Source organism: Aquiluna sp. (genome assembly GCF_965064355.1).
On sequence record NZ_CBCHRQ010000028.1, the window covers coordinates 1 to 15,315 of the forward strand.

The 15,315-nt window shown below is 52.8% G+C and carries 16 protein-coding genes; 7 read left to right on the forward strand and 9 right to left on the reverse strand.

Going from position 1 to position 15,315, the window contains the following annotated elements; genetic code table 11:
- Positions 1-996, forward strand: a 996-nt coding sequence (locus AC128V_RS03845; RefSeq protein WP_482763362.1) for a transaminase, incomplete at its 5' end; no start/stop codon positions are given.
- On the opposite strand, the gene AC128V_RS03850 is transcribed toward AC128V_RS03845, so the two are convergent.
- From AC128V_RS03850 to AC128V_RS03870, 5 genes are all read right to left on the reverse strand, one after another.
- Positions 993-1,787: an ABC transporter permease gene (locus AC128V_RS03850; RefSeq protein WP_482763363.1), complete on the reverse strand. Its 795-nt coding sequence runs from the start codon at positions 1,785-1,787 to the stop codon at positions 993-995. The two genes, AC128V_RS03845 and AC128V_RS03850, sit on opposite strands and share 4 nt — an antisense overlap.
- Positions 1,784-2,698, reverse strand: a complete 915-nt coding sequence (locus AC128V_RS03855) for an ABC transporter permease (RefSeq protein ID WP_482763364.1) — start codon at positions 2,696-2,698, stop codon at positions 1,784-1,786. Before AC128V_RS03855 ends, AC128V_RS03850 begins: the two co-directional genes overlap by 4 nt.
- Positions 2,699-2,703: 5 nt before the next feature.
- Entirely contained in the window at positions 2,704-3,834 is a 1,131-nt protein-coding gene (locus AC128V_RS03860) for an ABC transporter ATP-binding protein (RefSeq protein WP_482763365.1), read from the reverse strand.
- Positions 3,835-5,070 carry an ABC transporter substrate-binding protein gene (locus tag AC128V_RS03865; protein WP_482763366.1) on the reverse strand — a complete coding sequence of 412 codons (1,236 nt, stop codon included), beginning with the start codon at positions 5,068-5,070 and terminating at the stop codon, positions 3,835-3,837.
- Between the two features lie 137 nt (positions 5,071-5,207).
- Complete coding sequence (locus AC128V_RS03870; RefSeq protein ID WP_482763367.1) at positions 5,208-6,644, reverse strand: gamma-aminobutyraldehyde dehydrogenase; 1,437 nt, start codon at positions 6,642-6,644, stop codon at positions 5,208-5,210.
- A gap of 155 nt (positions 6,645-6,799) precedes the next feature.
- Here AC128V_RS03870 and AC128V_RS03875 point away from each other — a divergent pair, with 155 nt between their 5' ends.
- From AC128V_RS03875 to AC128V_RS03900, 6 genes are all read left to right on the forward strand, one after another.
- Positions 6,800-7,273, forward strand: coding sequence for an Lrp/AsnC family transcriptional regulator (locus tag AC128V_RS03875; protein ID WP_482763368.1), 474 nt, complete (start codon positions 6,800-6,802; stop codon positions 7,271-7,273).
- A 144-nt stretch (positions 7,274-7,417) separates the two neighbouring features.
- The gene (locus AC128V_RS03880) at positions 7,418-8,800 is read left to right on the forward strand and encodes an aspartate aminotransferase family protein (protein WP_482763377.1); all 1,383 of its coding nucleotides are present in this window, start codon (positions 7,418-7,420) and stop codon (positions 8,798-8,800) included.
- A 771-nt stretch (positions 8,801-9,571) separates the two neighbouring features.
- Complete coding sequence (locus tag AC128V_RS03885; protein WP_482763369.1) at positions 9,572-10,072, forward strand: methylated-DNA--[protein]-cysteine S-methyltransferase; 501 nt, start codon at positions 9,572-9,574, stop codon at positions 10,070-10,072.
- Positions 10,069-10,635 (forward strand): DNA-3-methyladenine glycosylase I, encoded by a 567-nt coding sequence (locus AC128V_RS03890; RefSeq protein ID WP_482763370.1) that lies wholly within the window; start codon positions 10,069-10,071, stop codon positions 10,633-10,635. The genes AC128V_RS03885 and AC128V_RS03890 overlap by 4 nt, the downstream gene beginning before the upstream one ends.
- A 41-nt stretch (positions 10,636-10,676) precedes the next feature.
- Positions 10,677-11,159: an RNA polymerase sigma factor gene (locus tag AC128V_RS03895; RefSeq protein ID WP_482763371.1), complete on the forward strand. Its 483-nt coding sequence runs from the start codon at positions 10,677-10,679 to the stop codon at positions 11,157-11,159.
- 16 nt (positions 11,160-11,175) lie between these two features.
- Complete coding sequence (locus AC128V_RS03900) at positions 11,176-12,498, forward strand: hypothetical protein (RefSeq protein ID WP_482763372.1); 1,323 nt, start codon at positions 11,176-11,178, stop codon at positions 12,496-12,498.
- Here the strand turns inward: AC128V_RS03900 and AC128V_RS03905 are convergent.
- The 4 genes from AC128V_RS03905 to AC128V_RS03920 all read right to left on the reverse strand — a co-directional run.
- Positions 12,495-13,229: a YaaA family protein gene (locus AC128V_RS03905; RefSeq protein WP_482763373.1), complete on the reverse strand. Its 735-nt coding sequence runs from the start codon at positions 13,227-13,229 to the stop codon at positions 12,495-12,497. The two genes, AC128V_RS03900 and AC128V_RS03905, sit on opposite strands and share 4 nt — an antisense overlap.
- Positions 13,229-13,498 carry a F0F1 ATP synthase subunit epsilon gene (locus tag AC128V_RS03910; protein ID WP_482763374.1) on the reverse strand — a complete coding sequence of 90 codons (270 nt, stop codon included), beginning with the start codon at positions 13,496-13,498 and terminating at the stop codon, positions 13,229-13,231. Before AC128V_RS03910 ends, AC128V_RS03905 begins: the two co-directional genes overlap by 1 nt.
- The gene (gene atpD, locus AC128V_RS03915) at positions 13,498-14,934 is read right to left on the reverse strand and encodes a F0F1 ATP synthase subunit beta (protein WP_482763375.1); all 1,437 of its coding nucleotides are present in this window, start codon (positions 14,932-14,934) and stop codon (positions 13,498-13,500) included. Before atpD ends, AC128V_RS03910 begins: the two co-directional genes overlap by 1 nt.
- Positions 14,935-14,949: 15 nt before the next feature.
- On the reverse strand, positions 14,950-15,315 hold a 366-nt coding region (locus AC128V_RS03920; RefSeq protein ID WP_482763376.1), incomplete at its 5' end, for a F0F1 ATP synthase subunit gamma.

Sequence of the window (15,315 nt, forward strand, 5' to 3'; positions counted from 1 at the left end):
TTGGCAGAGCGCTTTGGTATGCCAAAGTGGCAGTTCACCCTCACCGCAACCGACGCCAACCGTCACATTTTACGCTACGCCCGTCACGTGACCGGGCGACAGAAGATTGCTGTCCACGACTACTGCTACCACGGGACCGTGGACGAAACCTTTGCAGTGCTGGACGATAACGGCAACACCGTTCCTCGTCATGACAACATCGGAATGCCAGTTCACCCAAACCAGACCACGGTCGTTATTCCATTCAATGATCTCGAGGCTGCCGAAAAAGCATTTGCCAGCGGTGAAGTAGCAGCGATGCTTATGGAGCCTGCGCTCACCAATATCGGAATCGTGCTGCCAGAGCCTGGCTACCTAGAGGGCATGCAGGCACTATGCCAGAAGTATGACGTGATCTGGATTTTGGATGAAACCCACACCATCTCTGCGGGTACCGGCGGAATGACGAGGCAATACGACCTGCATCCCGATGTTGTGGTCCTGGGCAAGACAATCGGTGGCGGAGTTCCGGTTGGAGCATTCGGCCTAACCGAGAAGCTGGCCAACCGAATTGCAATCTCCACCAACCTAGAGTCCATTGACGTCGGTGGAGTTGGCGGCACCTTGGCTGGAAATGCTCTTTCGATGGCGGCAGTTCGCGCCACCCTAAGTGAGGTTTTGACCCCTGAGGCCTTTGTCCGCATGGAGGCACTAGCCAAAATTTGGACACAGAACATTCAGTCGGTCATTGACGAGTACAACTTGCCCTGGCAAGTCTCACGAATTGGTTGCCGAGGCGAATACAGCTTTAGGTCGGAAGCGCCGCTCAACGGCCGACAGGCAGCTGATGCGGATGACTTCGAGTTGCAGCAGTACCTGCAGCTGCACGCGATCAACCGAGGTATTTTGATGACGCCATTCCACAACATGGTCTTGTTCTCGCCAGCGTCGAATGAGAAAGATGCTGAGCACCACAACGCGCACTTCCGCGATGCTGTTGAGTCGCTATACCTCTAAGCGCGAAGCTTCTTAGCCTTCAGCGAAGAGCGCACCTGAACAATCATCACGATTGCGATTGCCACGATAAACACCAGTGATCCAATGACGTTGGCCTCAGGTGGGATTCCACGAGCTGCCGCCGTATAGACGAACTTAGGGAACGTAGTCTCAGGTCCTGAGTTGAACTGGGTGATGATGAAGTCATCGAAACTCAATGCGAACGAAAGCATTGCCGCGGCCATGATGCCAGGCAACAAAAGTGGGAAGGTAATTCTCCAGAACACCGATGAAGCGTTTGCGTAGAGATCGCGACCAGCCTCTTCAAGCCTTGGGTCAAGAGTTGCCACTCTGGCCTTTACGGTTACCACCACGAAGCTCAATGTGAACATAACGTGGGCCACCACGATGGTCCAGAAGCCCTTAGAGATACCAACGTTTAGGAACTGAGCCGCAAGGCCAGCACCCATAACAACCTCAGGGGTTGCCATTGGCAAGAACAAAAGCAGGTTGGTCGCCGCGCGTCCTTTGAACTTATAGCGACCCAGTGCGATTGCAATTGCAGTTCCAAGCGCTGTGGAGATCAGGGTTGAGATAACCGCAATCGCCAACGAATTACCAAAAGCTTCACAAACCACCGGCTGTTCACACATGTTTAGCCAGTTGTCAAAGGTGAACTCTTTCCAGGCGATATTAGATTTTTCTACCTTGTTGAACGAGAAAACAAAGGTGTAGGCAATCGGAATCATCGTGAAGATAAACGCCAAGGTGACATAGGTCGGAAGAAGCCACTTTCCCAGTGAAAATTTCACAGTAGCTCCTCCGTTCCACTCTTTCGAACGTAGACCGAAACCAAAACCACAATGGCAGCCATCAGCATTACCGAGAGCGCAGAGGCGGTCGGGTAATCCTGGATGCGGAAGAAGTTCGCCTCAACCACGTTTCCGATCATCGCGGTGTCAGAACCACCTAGGAAGTCTCTGGATGCCGAAACATAGTCACCCGAGATAGGGATGAAAGTCAAAAGAGTTCCCGAGATGACTCCCGGTAGCGAGAGCGGGAAAGTCACCTTCCAGAAGGTTTGAGCTGGAGTGGCATAAAGATCCGACCCGGCCTCAACCAATCGAGTGTCTAGGCGCTCAAGCGAGGTGTAGATCGGCAGGGTCATAAAAGGAATGAAGTTGTATGTCAAACCTGCGATAACCGCAAAGCTGCTGCCTATTACATACTGGTCTGGAGCCAGCACGCCAATTGACTGCAGGAACTGTGTAGCCGGAGATTCGTTGGAGAAGATCTGCTTCCAGGCAAAGGTGCGAAGCAAAAAGCTGATGAAGAATGGCGCGATCACCAAGGTCAGCAAAAACGCCTGCAGGATCGGCTTGGAGCGAGCCTTAACGCCAATGAAGTAAGCAATCGGGTAGCTAATCAGAAGTGCCATCAGGGTAGCGATCAGCGCATAGATGAAGCTTCGGGTGATTTGAGGAAAGTACTGCTCTAGCGCGTAGGCATAGTTCGAAACCTGGAATCCGTAGTCATACATACCAATTTCGCCGGAAAATGAGGCGGTCTTTAGCGATGTGATTACCAGCGAAACCAGCGGGGTAAGAAAGAACAACCCGAGGTAGATCATGCCCGGTGCCAACAAGATAAAGGCGACCTTGGATGCCTTAGTTGGTGCGGAAGAAGTACCTGCTGAACCCTGACCGAGCGCTACGAATGCCACGGGCTTTACGCCTCGTCGTTATCTGCCTTGAGAGGCAGATCACTTAGACCAAACGCGTGCTCGACCTTCCAGCTCACCCAAACATGAGCACCAAGTTCAACCACTGGGCTCTTGCCAACATTCTGAGCAAAGACAGTGATGTCACCAAAGCCTGGAACATCGATTAGGTACTGGTTGGAAACTCCGGTGAAGCGGATGTCGATGATCTCACCGGGACCCACCAGGTTGTGATTGGAATCTAGGTCAGGCTTATCCTCGTGGAAGGTTGCCTTCTCTGGGCGCACACCCAGAGCAACCTTGCCGCTGTGCTTCTCGGAACGCTTTTTCGGAGCGGCAATTCTTTGACCGTTACAGCTAATCGAAATGCTGTGATCGTTTTCCTCAACCACGTCTCCAACAAAGATGTTGGACTGTCCTAGGAACCTTGCAACGAATGCGGTCTTTGGGCGGTCGTAGAGGGCCTCTGGGGCACCCATCTGCTCAATCTCACCCTTGTTCATAACCGCTACGGTGTCAGCCATGTCCATGGCTTCTTCCTGGTCGTGGGTGACGTGCAAGAAGGTAAGGCCGACTTCCATTTGAATGGCTTTTAGCTCAACCTGCATCTGACGACGAAGCTTTAGATCCAGTGCGCCAAGTGGCTCATCCAAAAGTAGTAGCGCTGGGCGGTTTACCAATGCGCGAGCTAGTGCAACACGCTGCTGCTGACCGCCGGAAAGCTGCTGTGGCTTGCGAAGAGCCAGGTGCTCTAGTTCAACCAGCTGCAAGGCCTCGGTTGCCTTGGCAAGCGGATCGGAAATCTTGCGCTGACGAAGTCCAAACGCTACATTCTCCAAAACGGACATGTGAGGAAACAGCGCGTAGCTCTGGAACACAGTGTTCACTGGACGCTCGTGAGGCTTGAAGGCAGTTACGTCCTTGCCTCCAATTAGCACCTTGCCGCGAGAGGCTTCGTCCAATCCCGCCACGATTCTCAAAGTGGTGGTCTTGCCACAACCCGAAGGTCCAAGCAGTGCGAAAAACTCACCGGCTGGGATCTTTAGGTCAAGGTTCTCAATGGCTGTGAAACCAGGGAACTCTTTGTGAATGCCAACTAGCTCTAGGTCTTGACCTCTAGCTACGAACTCTGTTGCCACCTAGGCGCCTAGCAAAACGTTTTGCCACGCAGTTGCGAAGCGCTGCTCTTCCTGTCCGGTTAGAGCGCGGAAGGCAAAGACATTTGCAAGGAATTCCTCGGACGGGAAGATCAATGGGTTCTCGGCCAACGCAGGGTCGGTCTTTAGCATCTCTTCCTTAGCGCCAACCACTGGAGTTACGTAGTTCACGTAGGCAGCCAACTCAGCAGCGTTTACTGGGTCGTAGTAGTAGTTGATTAGCGCTTCAGCGTTCTTCTTGTGAGCCGAGCCCATAGGAACAACGAAGGAGTCAGAGGAGATGGTTGAACCGGTGTCTGGGACAACGAAACCAAAGCGCTCTTCGCCAACCTCAGCGTTCAAGATTGTGGTGTCTCCCGACCATGCCAATGCCACGATGATGTTGCCGTTGGTTAGGTCTTCACCGTAGGAGTTGCCCTTGATGTTGAAGATCTGACCGGAAGAAACCTGAGCAGCAATGAACTCAACCGCTGCGTTGAACGCATCCTCGGTTAGAGATGCGTCGCTGGTGATGTCGATGCCCTGGCTCAATAGGGTTAGGCCCACAGAGTCACGCATCTCGGAGATTAGGCCAACACGTCCCTTTAGCTCAGGAGCCCAAACATCAGCTAGTGAGGTTGGGGCATCCTTGCCGGTTGCTTCCTTGTACATCTTCTTGTTGTAAACAATGCCGCCGATGATGCCCTGGTAAGGAACCGAGATCGTGCGCTCTGGGTCATTGGCGTCGCCTAGGTAAGCAGGGGCTAGGTTTGCGACCTTGTTTGGCATGTTTGCGCTGTCAAGAGTCTGAAGGTAGCCAAGACCGATCATGCGGTTTACCAACCAGTTGGTTGGGCAGGCCACATCGAACCCTGGGTCAGTGCCCAAAGCCAGCTGGTCCTTGACCTTGGCGTACCAGGTGTCGTTGTCGTCGATTTCCATCATGTACTCGACGGTGATGCCGGTCTGGTCCATGAAGCGGTTTAGAGTCGGGTAGGAGGCGTCATCCTCGCCATCCATGTAAAGCGGCCAGTTGTGCCAAACCAAAACTTTTTCACTGTCAGAAAGATCAGTTGCTGGTGTCAACTCACTCTTGGCGTCAGCGGCACAAGAGGCCAAAGACAGAACGGCGGCGGTGCCACCGATACCCAAAAGGGTAGCGCGACGAGAAAGCATCTTGCCACGTGCCATTTGCACGAGCTGACGCATCATTGGGTCCTGAGGTAGACCTTCCTTCATTGCAATCTCCTTAGTCCACGGATTTCAATCCAGTGGTGAGTAATAACCAACATGAACATTGCTACCGGGAAACCGAAGCAAGCCCAAGTTTGGCACAAAACTTTAACTTTTAGGACCAAGAAAATAAATTTCTATCCTCAGTCTCCGATGTAGCTCATGACGTGCTTGATTCGGGTGTAATCCTCAAAGCCGTACTGGGACAAATCCTTGCCGTAGCCAGAGTGCTTGAAGCCACCGTGCGGCATTTCTGCAACCAATGGGATGTGGGTGTTGATCCAAACCGCACCGAAGTCCAAGTGCTTTGCAAAGCGCATTGCACGAGAGTGGTTGGTGGTCCAAACCGAAGCGGCTAGGCCGTACTGAACGTCATTTGCCCACTTCAGAGCCTGAGCATCATCGGAGAACTTCTGAACGGTGATAACCGGTCCAAAGATTTCCTCTTGAATGTGCTCATCGGTCTGCTTGAAGCCAGAAAGAACAGTTGGCTCAAAGAAGTAACCCTCGGTACCGATTTGGTTACCACCGGCTTCGATTCTGGCGTGATCTGGTAGACGATCGATAAAGCCCTTAACTCGAGCAAGCTGGCCGGCGTTGTTTACCGGTCCAAACAGAATGTCTTCCTCAGAAGGCTTGCCAACCTTCGCGCTGGCCTTCACCTCTGCCAATAGGTATGGCATGAACTCGTCGTAGGCAGATTCCTGCACCAGCAACCTGGTGGCTGCGGTGCAGTCTTGACCTGCGTTGAAGAAGCCAGCGGCAACAATGCCAGCTGCAGTCTTAGCAAAGTCAGCATCTGCAAACACGATTACCGGAGCCTTGCCACCTAGCTCAAGGTGGACTCGCTTGAGGTCTGAGGATGCACTCTTGGCGACCTCCATGCCGGCACGAACGCTTCCCGTAATCGACACCATCTGAGGGATGCGATTTTCGATCATTGATCGACCAGTGTCGCGGTTACCGGTAACCACATTGAAAACACCGGCAGGCAAAAACTCTGCTGCGATTTCTGCAAGTAGCAAAGTGGAAGCCGGGGTGGTGTCCGATGGCTTTAGCACGATGGTGTTTCCGGCTGCGATCGCAGGGGCAAACTTCCAGGTCGCCATATTCAGCGGATAGTTCCATGGAGTGACCTGACCGATGACACCAATTGGCTCGCGGCGAATCATTGAGGTGTGATCGCGAAGATACTCTCCTGCGGAGCGGCCCTCTAGGTTTCGGGCAGCACCCGCGAAGAAGCGAATCTGATCCACCGAAGGCATGATCTCGTAATCCACGAGGGTGGAAAGTGGCTTACCCGTGTTCTCGGACTCAACCTCGGCTGCCTCCTTGGCGCGAGCCTCTAGGGCATCGGCAATTCGAAACAGCGCCAGCTGGCGCTCAGATGGTGTGGTTTGGCCCCACTCTTCAAAAGCGGCCTGGGCAACCTGATAGGCAGCGGCTACATCCTGCTCGCTGGATACCGGAGCGTGGGCATAGACCTGCCCAGTTGATGGGTTAATGACATCGCTGACTTCACCAGAAGATGCGGCAACGTACTTGCCACCGACAAAGTTTTTCAATTGCTTCACTGACACGCGAAACTCCTCATTGAGCTAGTAATGTCTCGACTCTAAACCCGCAGGGGGCATTTCGACAGCCTAGTTTTGAAACTCGACTGAATTCGTAACTATTTGACAAATTAGTTGCGAAATCCATCGTCTATGGCACCTCGTTGGGCAATACTTCTGCAATGGCAAGAATGGAAAGAGCTAGCCGCTCTCAGCTGGATGATGTGTCCAAAAAGATTATTGAGCAACTGCAAATAGACGGCCGGAAGTCATACTCCGAGATCGGCAAGGTCGTGGGTCTTTCCGAAGCCGCTGTGCGTCAGCGCGTTCAAAAACTAACCGAGTCCGGAGTGATGCAGGTGGTCGCCGTTACCGACCCGATGAAGCTTGGCTTTAGTCGCCAGGCCATGATCGGAATCAAGTGCATGGGAAACGCCTCCGAGGTTGCAAAGCAACTTACCGAGTTTGATTCGGTTGACTATGTGGTGCTCACTGCAGGAAGCTTCGATGTTTTGGTCGAGGTGGTTTGCGAGGATGACGAAGACCTGATTCAGTTGCTAAACGACAAAATCCGGTCGCTACCAGGAGTGATTTCCTCCGAGACATTTGTCTATCTCAAGCTTCACAAGCAGTTCTATAGCTGGGGAACCCGATAGCATCTTTCTAGCCAACTAACGACGAAGTTAAGAGTGATAGCAATGGCACCCAAGAAGTCCAAAGGTCTCCTAGGCCTACTCGGCAAGAAGAAATCCAAGAAGTCCGAATCCGGCGAGCGCCGCGACCTCAAGCTCTTCGAAGCAATGAGCAGAGGAGAGGCTTACGGCGACAAGGAACTGCAGCGCAGTGCCAAGGATCACCTTTGGATGCACTTCACTCGCCACTCCCCCTACCTGACCAAAGACATGACCATCATCACCAGAGGTGAGGGGCACTACCTCTGGGACTCCAAGGGCAACAAGGTTATTGATGGCCTAAGTGGTCTATTCGCGGTAAATGCCGGTCACGGCCACCAGGAACTTGCCGACGCGGCCGCCAAGCAGATGATGGAGCTGGACTTCATGCCGCTATGGGCATACGCCCACCCGCGCGCGATTGAGCTTGCAGAACGACTATTGAGCTATGCACCTAAAGATCTAAACCGCATCTTCTTCACCACCGGTGGTGGTGAGGCGGTTGAGACCGCCTGGAAGATTGCCAAGCAGTACTACAAGCTCAAGGGCAAGTCAACCAAGACCAAGGTCATCTCTCGCATGACCGCATACCACGGCACTAGCCACGGAGCTCTATCGATCACCGGTATCGCTGCCATGAAGGCAATGTTTGAGCCGTTAGTGCCATCAACCATTCGCGTACCAAACACCAACTGGTACCGAGCTAGGGACCGATTCACTTCCGAGGAAGAATTCGGCATTTGGGCCGCTAACCGCATCGAAGAAGCCATCTTGATGGAGGGGCCAGACACCGTTGCCGCCTTTTATGTTGAGCCAATCCAAAACTCCGGTGGCTGTTTCACCGCTCACCCGAGCTACTTCAAGCGCGTTCGTGAGATCTGCGATAAGTACGACGTGATCTTTGTGGCCGACGAGACCATTACTGGCTTTGGCCGCTCTGGTGAGATGTTTGCCTGCGACCGCTACGGCATTCAGCCAGACATGATGATCACCGCGAAAGCAATCACCTCTGGAACGCAACCACTTGGCGCATTGTTCCTCAAGGAAAAGTATTTTGAGCCATTCACCGAGGGAACCACAATCTTCCCGCACGGTTACACCTTTGCCGCCCACCCGGTTGCCTGCGCTGTAGCACTTGCAAACCTCGACATCTATGACCGTGAAAAGTTGGTGGACAACGTTCGCACCAATTCCCCAATCTTCCGTAAGACCCTAGAAAAGCTCTACGACCTTCCAATTGTTGGCGATGTCCGTGGCGATGGCTACTTCTTCGCCATCGAGCTGGTCAAGAACCAGAAAACTCGTGAAACCTTCGCCAAGGAAGAGTCTGAGAAGCTTCTTAGAGGGTTCTTGAATAGCGCGTTCTATGAGGCAGGCCTGTATTGCCGAGCTGACGATCGTGGAGACCCTGTGGTTCAGCTAGCTCCTCCATTGACCATTGGTCCAAAGGAGTTTGACGAGCTGGAGCAGATTCTACGTAAGGTGCTAACTGAGGCGTGGAAGCGCGTCTAAGCAAAGGGTTGCCCTGATCTGGAAGCTCCTTGTTTTCCAATTTTGATTCTGCAATACGAATTAGCCCCTGCTTGCCGGGCCAGCTAAAGTGCGCCACATAAGCGGCTAGATGTTCATCGCTTGCAGCATTCAACTGTTTTCTGGCTTCGTGGCCGATAGCGAACCGAATCTGGCAATTTTGCCAGACTGCTTGCGGCACATCAGATAGCAGTTGAGCGGTGAGTAAAAGGAAGATGTTCGATTTTCGTCCATCTCTTGCCACAAGCTCGAGAAGTTCCATGTGCTCAGCAAACAAGTGCGTGTCATCCACCACCAAAAGCACAGGTAGCTCAAAGCGCTGCTGTTGGCAAATGGCATCCCTCAGGACACTGGTTTGAACCTCTGCATCGGGTAACCAAAGCACCTGACAATCAAGATCACTCAATAAGGTTTTTACCAAACTTGTCTTTCCGGTCCCCGTTGCGCCCAAGATCATGCAGTGCCCAAAGAAAGCTCGAAGCGGGTTGTCAACTGGCACGCCAAGTTGATCTACCCCTAGTGAGGCAGGCAGGTATGAAGGCGTGGGCTGGGCAACTTGCAATTCGGGACCCGCCGATAACCGTTTGACCGAGAAAAGTTGCTGCAGTTTGGTGATGAGATTGCTTTGCATGCCTACACATTGCCCACCTAGTTCACCTGCTGGGGTTCGAATGAAGTTTCTGTGGATAACTCTTTTCCACAGCAGATGGAATAAGAACTAAAAATGACATCTCAATTCGAGATACTTGAGCCATGGTTACAGAAATTGGTTGCACCAAAGTAGTAAAAACTCCGATCGGTCGCCTGGCTATTTCAGCAAGCGATAACGCTGTGGTTGAGCTGGCCTTCTTGATGGGAGATGCCAAGCGTTTGGACTTCACAACCAGCGCTAAAGCCCAGGCCCAGGTTGATAAAGCAATCAAATGGATTACGGACTACTTTGCAGGAAACCAAGCGGACTACCAGGGTCAACTAGATCTCTCGGGCACTGAGTTTCAACTCGCTGTTTGGGCTGAGATTTCAAAGATCAAGCACGGTCAAACGCTCAGTTACGGTGAGATTGCTCGAAGAATCGGAAGACCAAAGGCCTCCCGTGCGGTTGGTGCAGCGGTTGGAGCAAACCCAATCCCCCTGATCGTCCCATGCCATCGCGTCATGGGAACCAGCGGCAAGATCACCGGATACTCAGGTGGCGATGGCATTCCAACCAAACGCAAACTTCTAGGGCTTGAGAAGATCGAGTATTCAGAGTGACCCACACCCGCATTCACGCTGATGGGTTGACCCGTTGTTCCTGGGTTACAGATGATGAGATCTACATTCGCTACCACGACAACGAGTGGGGGCAAGAGGGCCGTGGTCAGCGAGAGCTCTTTGAGGCAATCTGCCTTGAGGGATTTCAGGCTGGGCTGAGCTGGATCACCATCCTGAAAAGACGCGAAGGTTTTAGACGAGCATTCGAAAACTTTGAGATCAAAAAAGTTGCAAAGTTCGATGCCAACAAAATCGAGGAACTGATGCTAAACCCTGAGATCATTAGGAATCGGGCCAAAATCATCTCTGCGATTAACAATGCCAACTTAGTGCTGGATAAAGGGATAGACCTCACCAGTTTGATCTGGTCATTCGCTCCTAAGACTCGACAAACTCCAGAATCCAACTTCACCTGGCTTGCCACCAGCGAAGAATCAATCGCTCTGAGCAAGGCGCTGCGTAAATTGGGATTTAGTTTTGTAGGTCCAACCACCATGTATGCCCTGATGCAATCATCCGGCTTGGTAAAAGACCACGCCCCGGGATGCTTCAGAAGAGACTGAAAAGATTCGCATCGCTATTACATTGGCTAGATGGGAGAGAAATGACTGAGCAAGAATTTAACGACATCTTCAGGGCTTACCTGCCTGAAGCATCACGGTTTATCGCAAGACGAACCAAATCAGAGGATGTTGAGGACTTAGCCGCAGATCTATTTGCGCTGGCCTGGCAAAAGAAAGACAGCATCCCGAAGGGATTAGAGCTTCCCTGGCTGTACAAGTCGGCTCGCTATCTGATCTCTAATCACAACCGCAAGCAACAGGGCAGGCAGGCGATTTTTGCAACCCTGCAAGAGCCGCAATCCGCTCCGAGTGCCGAGTCGATAGCGCTTGCTGATTTGGAGCTGGCGGAGGCTTGGAAGGCATTGACTTCTAAGGAGCAGGAAATACTTGCACTGTGGGCATTTGAAGGTCTAGAGCCAAAGCAGCTGGCCGTAGCGCTAGAAAAAAGCGAGAATGCCTGCGCTATCTCACTGTCTCGCGCCAAAGCAAAACTTACCCAGCTATTGAATTCTGAAAATAACTAGAGGCTTACTACACATCATGGATATGAACGAAAACGAAGAACTTAGAAACCGCATCTCAAACTCGATCTCGACCGAAGGTGCGAAACTTCCGGATTACCTGGTTGCGCAGGCAGCCAAGGCCAAGCCAAAGCGCGTATTTGGATTCACCAGCGTTCGCCTAGGTCTTGGATCTTTTGCGGCTGCATCCCTGGCCTTGGTGGGAGCATTTGTGCTACCAAGCGCGTTTGCACCGCAGCCACTATTCACGATGGGCATTGGCACTCAAGGTGGCCAGACTCTCGCCAGCGCAGAATCTGCCCCGGCTGATGCCAAGGTCGGCATGATTTGGCCTGGTTACGTGCAGTACAACTACATCGCGGATGGACTTAGTGATTCAACCGGTAAGGGCCACATTTATCAGGCGGAGCTGGTTGGAACCGCTGAGGGCCTAATGGCATCGCTGATGAAGGAGTTCAAGATTCAGGGCGAGATCAAAAAAGACGAGTGGTCCACCGATTTGGCTCCAAGTTTCACGGTTCAGAGTAAGTCCGAATCTGGTGTCGAGTCTTACCTAAACGTTTACTGGGCCGGCACCGGCGCTTGGTACTTCTCAAGCTGGGACTCATCGCTTTGGGCTTGTAGCGCGACTCCAAGTGAAACCAAAGATGACGGTACTTCGCCAGAGACTTGCGAACAGCCAAAGCCTCAGCCTGAGCTGGTTCCTTCAAAAGAAGAAATGGCGAAATACGCTGCCAAGCTCTTTGCGTCTCTTGGGACTGACATCGCTGCAAGCGACTTCAAGGTTTCACGCGACGAGTGGGGTGGCTATGCCTATGCAGACCTAACCTTGGACGGCCAAGCTCTTCCAGTAAGCGTTTCTGTGGGTTGGGATGCGTGGGGAAACCTAGCTAATGCCTCCGGTCACAGCTTCAAGCTGGTAGATCGTGGCGAGTTCAAGACCATCTCCGCCAACGATGCGGTTTCTCGCATCAAGGAGGGTCGCTGGTACGGCTCTGCCCCATCGAGCTACTACAACAGCACCGCAATCTCATCAAGAGTTAGCGTGGACCCTGTTGTTGGCTCTGAAACAATCGTGGAGCCGCTGCCAGGCGAGGGCGCTGCTCCGGAAGAGAACCCAGAACCAAAGGTTGTCGACCTAAAGATCAACAAATCTGAATCAGCAATGCTCGGAGTTTGGGATGCCGCTGGAGGCTTCTGGCTAGTGCCAGGGCACCTGCTCTACAACGACCAAGGTTGGTTTGACTCGATCATTAGCTTGGAGGATGGCGTGATTGAGCTTCCGAAGTATGAGGAAGTTACTCCAATGATTGAGCCTGGCGTCACCACCAAAGACGGCTAAAAGCCGCTTGGAACAATAAGTTCAATGACTGATCCAGACTGGCGGGCCGAAAGGCCTGCCAGTTTTGCTATTTGCGGTATTTGGTCAACCGTTTCTAACCCATGCTCAAGCGCGACCCTCACAAATACTCCCTTGGCTTTCTTGTTGAAGTGATTTAGAGCCTTGCCGGAGGTTTCATCCAATACCTCAACCGTGTAGTGCTCGCGGTCGGGAATTGGGTTTAGTGCCGCATAGCTCTTTGATCTCAAATCCAAGATTGGACCTTGCATTCTTGGCCATACTGCAACGTGGGCCTTTATCCAGTGCTTTTTGAGATCAATCCCCGGCAGACTGCTAGTGGCTGAGAGTCGGTAGTAGGGAATCTGCTCGGTGGCAGGCAAGAGTCCAAACAATGCGGACTGGATGAAAAGATTCTCTTTGGCTCGCTCCTTGCCCTTCGCTGACAAAGATTGGTAGCCAAGCGCGTCATAGAGCGTTCCGGCGTATCGCTCGACCGCTGGCATGGTTGGCGCGGTTAGCAGTTCTTTCAAGCTAGCTATGTCAGCATCCGGGTTCTTACCCAGTTTCAAGGCTTTGACGGTCCTGGCCTTCGACTTTGAGAGCGTCGCAAGCTTCTTTAGTAGGACATCTCTCGCAGGGTCGAGCGCAGCCCAAATAATGGCAGCTTTGTCGATAGAAATGCCAACGCCGCCGGAACGTTTAGTTTCCGACGGCGGCAGCAGAATAAGCATTAGCTAATTAGGGTTGCGTCCCTGACCACCAAGGTGACAGTGTCAGACTCGATAGATAAGAAGCCGCCCTGGGTGGTCTCCGCGATCACTGACTTGCCCTCGGCAAGGGTGATTCGGATTTGGCCCGCTGACATGATGGCAAGCATTGGCTCGTGACCTGCGAGAAGACCAATTTCACCCTCGGAGGTCTTGGCGACCACCATGGTTGCGCTGCCGGACCAGATCTTACGATCTGCTGCGACTAGGTCTACGTTGAGTTCTCTTGCCACTACTTCAGGTCCTTCTGGATGCGGTCAAATGCCTTCATAACATCGTCAAGACCACCACAGTTGAAGAACGCCTGCTCTGGAACGTGGTCCAGGTCACCGTTGGCAATCTTGGAGAAGCCTTCGATGGTGTCCTTTAGCGGAACAGTCGAACCTGGAACCGAGGTGAACTTGGTTGCCATGAAGGTGTTCTGCGATAGGAACTGCTGGATACGACGTGCACGGGACACGGTGATCTTGTCCTCTTCGGAAAGCTCCTCAACACCCAAGATGGCGATGATTTCCTGAAGTTCCTTGTTCTTCTGCAAGATCGCCTTGACGCGAATTGCGGTCGCGTAGTGATCTACCGAGATGTAGGCAGGGTTCAAGATTCGAGAGGTCGAAGTTAGTGGGTCCACAGCTGGGTACAGACCCTTGGCAGCGATCTCACGGCTTAGCTCAGTGGTTGCATCCAGGTGAGCGAAGGTGGTTGCTGGGGCTGGATCGGTGTAGTCGTCAGCTGGAACATAGATTGCCTGTAGCGAGGTAATCGAGTGACCACGGGTAGAGGTGATTCGCTCCTGCAACAGACCCATTTCGTCAGCCAAGTTTGGCTGGTATCCAACGGCTGATGGCATGCGGCCTAGCAGTGTGGAAACCTCAGAACCTGCCTGGGTGAAGCGGAAGATGTTGTCGATGAACAACAAAACGTCTTGGCCCTGAACATCGCGGAAGTACTCCGCCATGGTTAGAGCAGAAAGCGCTACGCGCAAACGGGTCCCAGGTGGCTCATCCATCTGACCGAAGACCAGTGCGGTCTTCTCGATAACGCCGGCTTCCTTCATTTCCTCGATTAGGTCGTTACCCTCACGAGTACGCTCACCGACACCTGCGAATACCGACACACCATCGTGGTTTTCTGCCACGCGGTAAATCATTTCCTGGATCAAAACGGTCTTACCAACACCGGCACCACCGAATAGACCGATCTTTCCACCCTGTACATAAGGGGTTAGCAGGTCGATGACCTTGATACCGGTCTCGAACATCTGAGTCTTGGACTCAAGCTGGTCGAAAGCAGGTGGGGTGCGGTGGATTGGCCAGCGCTCGGTGATCTCAATCTTCTCGCCTGGCTCAGCGTTTAGCACCTCGCCGATAACGTTGAAAACCTTACCCTTGGTGACATCACCAACTGGGACGGAGATCGGAGCACCGGTGTCAGTCACCACTGCACCGCGAACCAAACCATCGGTTGGCTTTAGCGCGATGGCACGAACTAGGTCGTCACCAAGGTGCTGCGCAACCTCGAGGGTAAGCGTGTACTTCTGGTCACCAAAAGCGACCTCGGTGGTCAGGGCGTTGTAGATTCCAGGGATCGCATCGTGCGGAAACTCGATGTCAACCACCGGTCCGGTAACGCGCGCGATTCGACCCGTTGCTGTCTTAGTGCTCTCGGCCATTGTGCTTTCTTTCTCTTAGTCCTCGTCAACCGTCTGCAGAGCGTCTGCTCCACCAACGATTTCCGAAATCTGCTGGGTAATTTCTGCCTGACGTGCTGCGTTTGCCAAGCGGGTGTAGTTCAGAATCAACTTGTCTGCGTTGTCGGTTGCGCTCTTCATGGCCTTCTGACGGGCAGCATGTTCGGCGGCAGCAGACTGCAGCATGACGTTGTAGATACGGTTTTCGATGTAAACCGGAAGCAAAGCGTCTAGCACCTTGTCTGCCTCTGGCTCAAATTCGTAAAGTGGGAAGACTTCTTGGTCAGAAACCGCCTGCTGCTCAACTACCTCAAGCGGTAGCAAGCGAGTGGTGGTTGGCTCCTGGATCATCATCGAGACAAA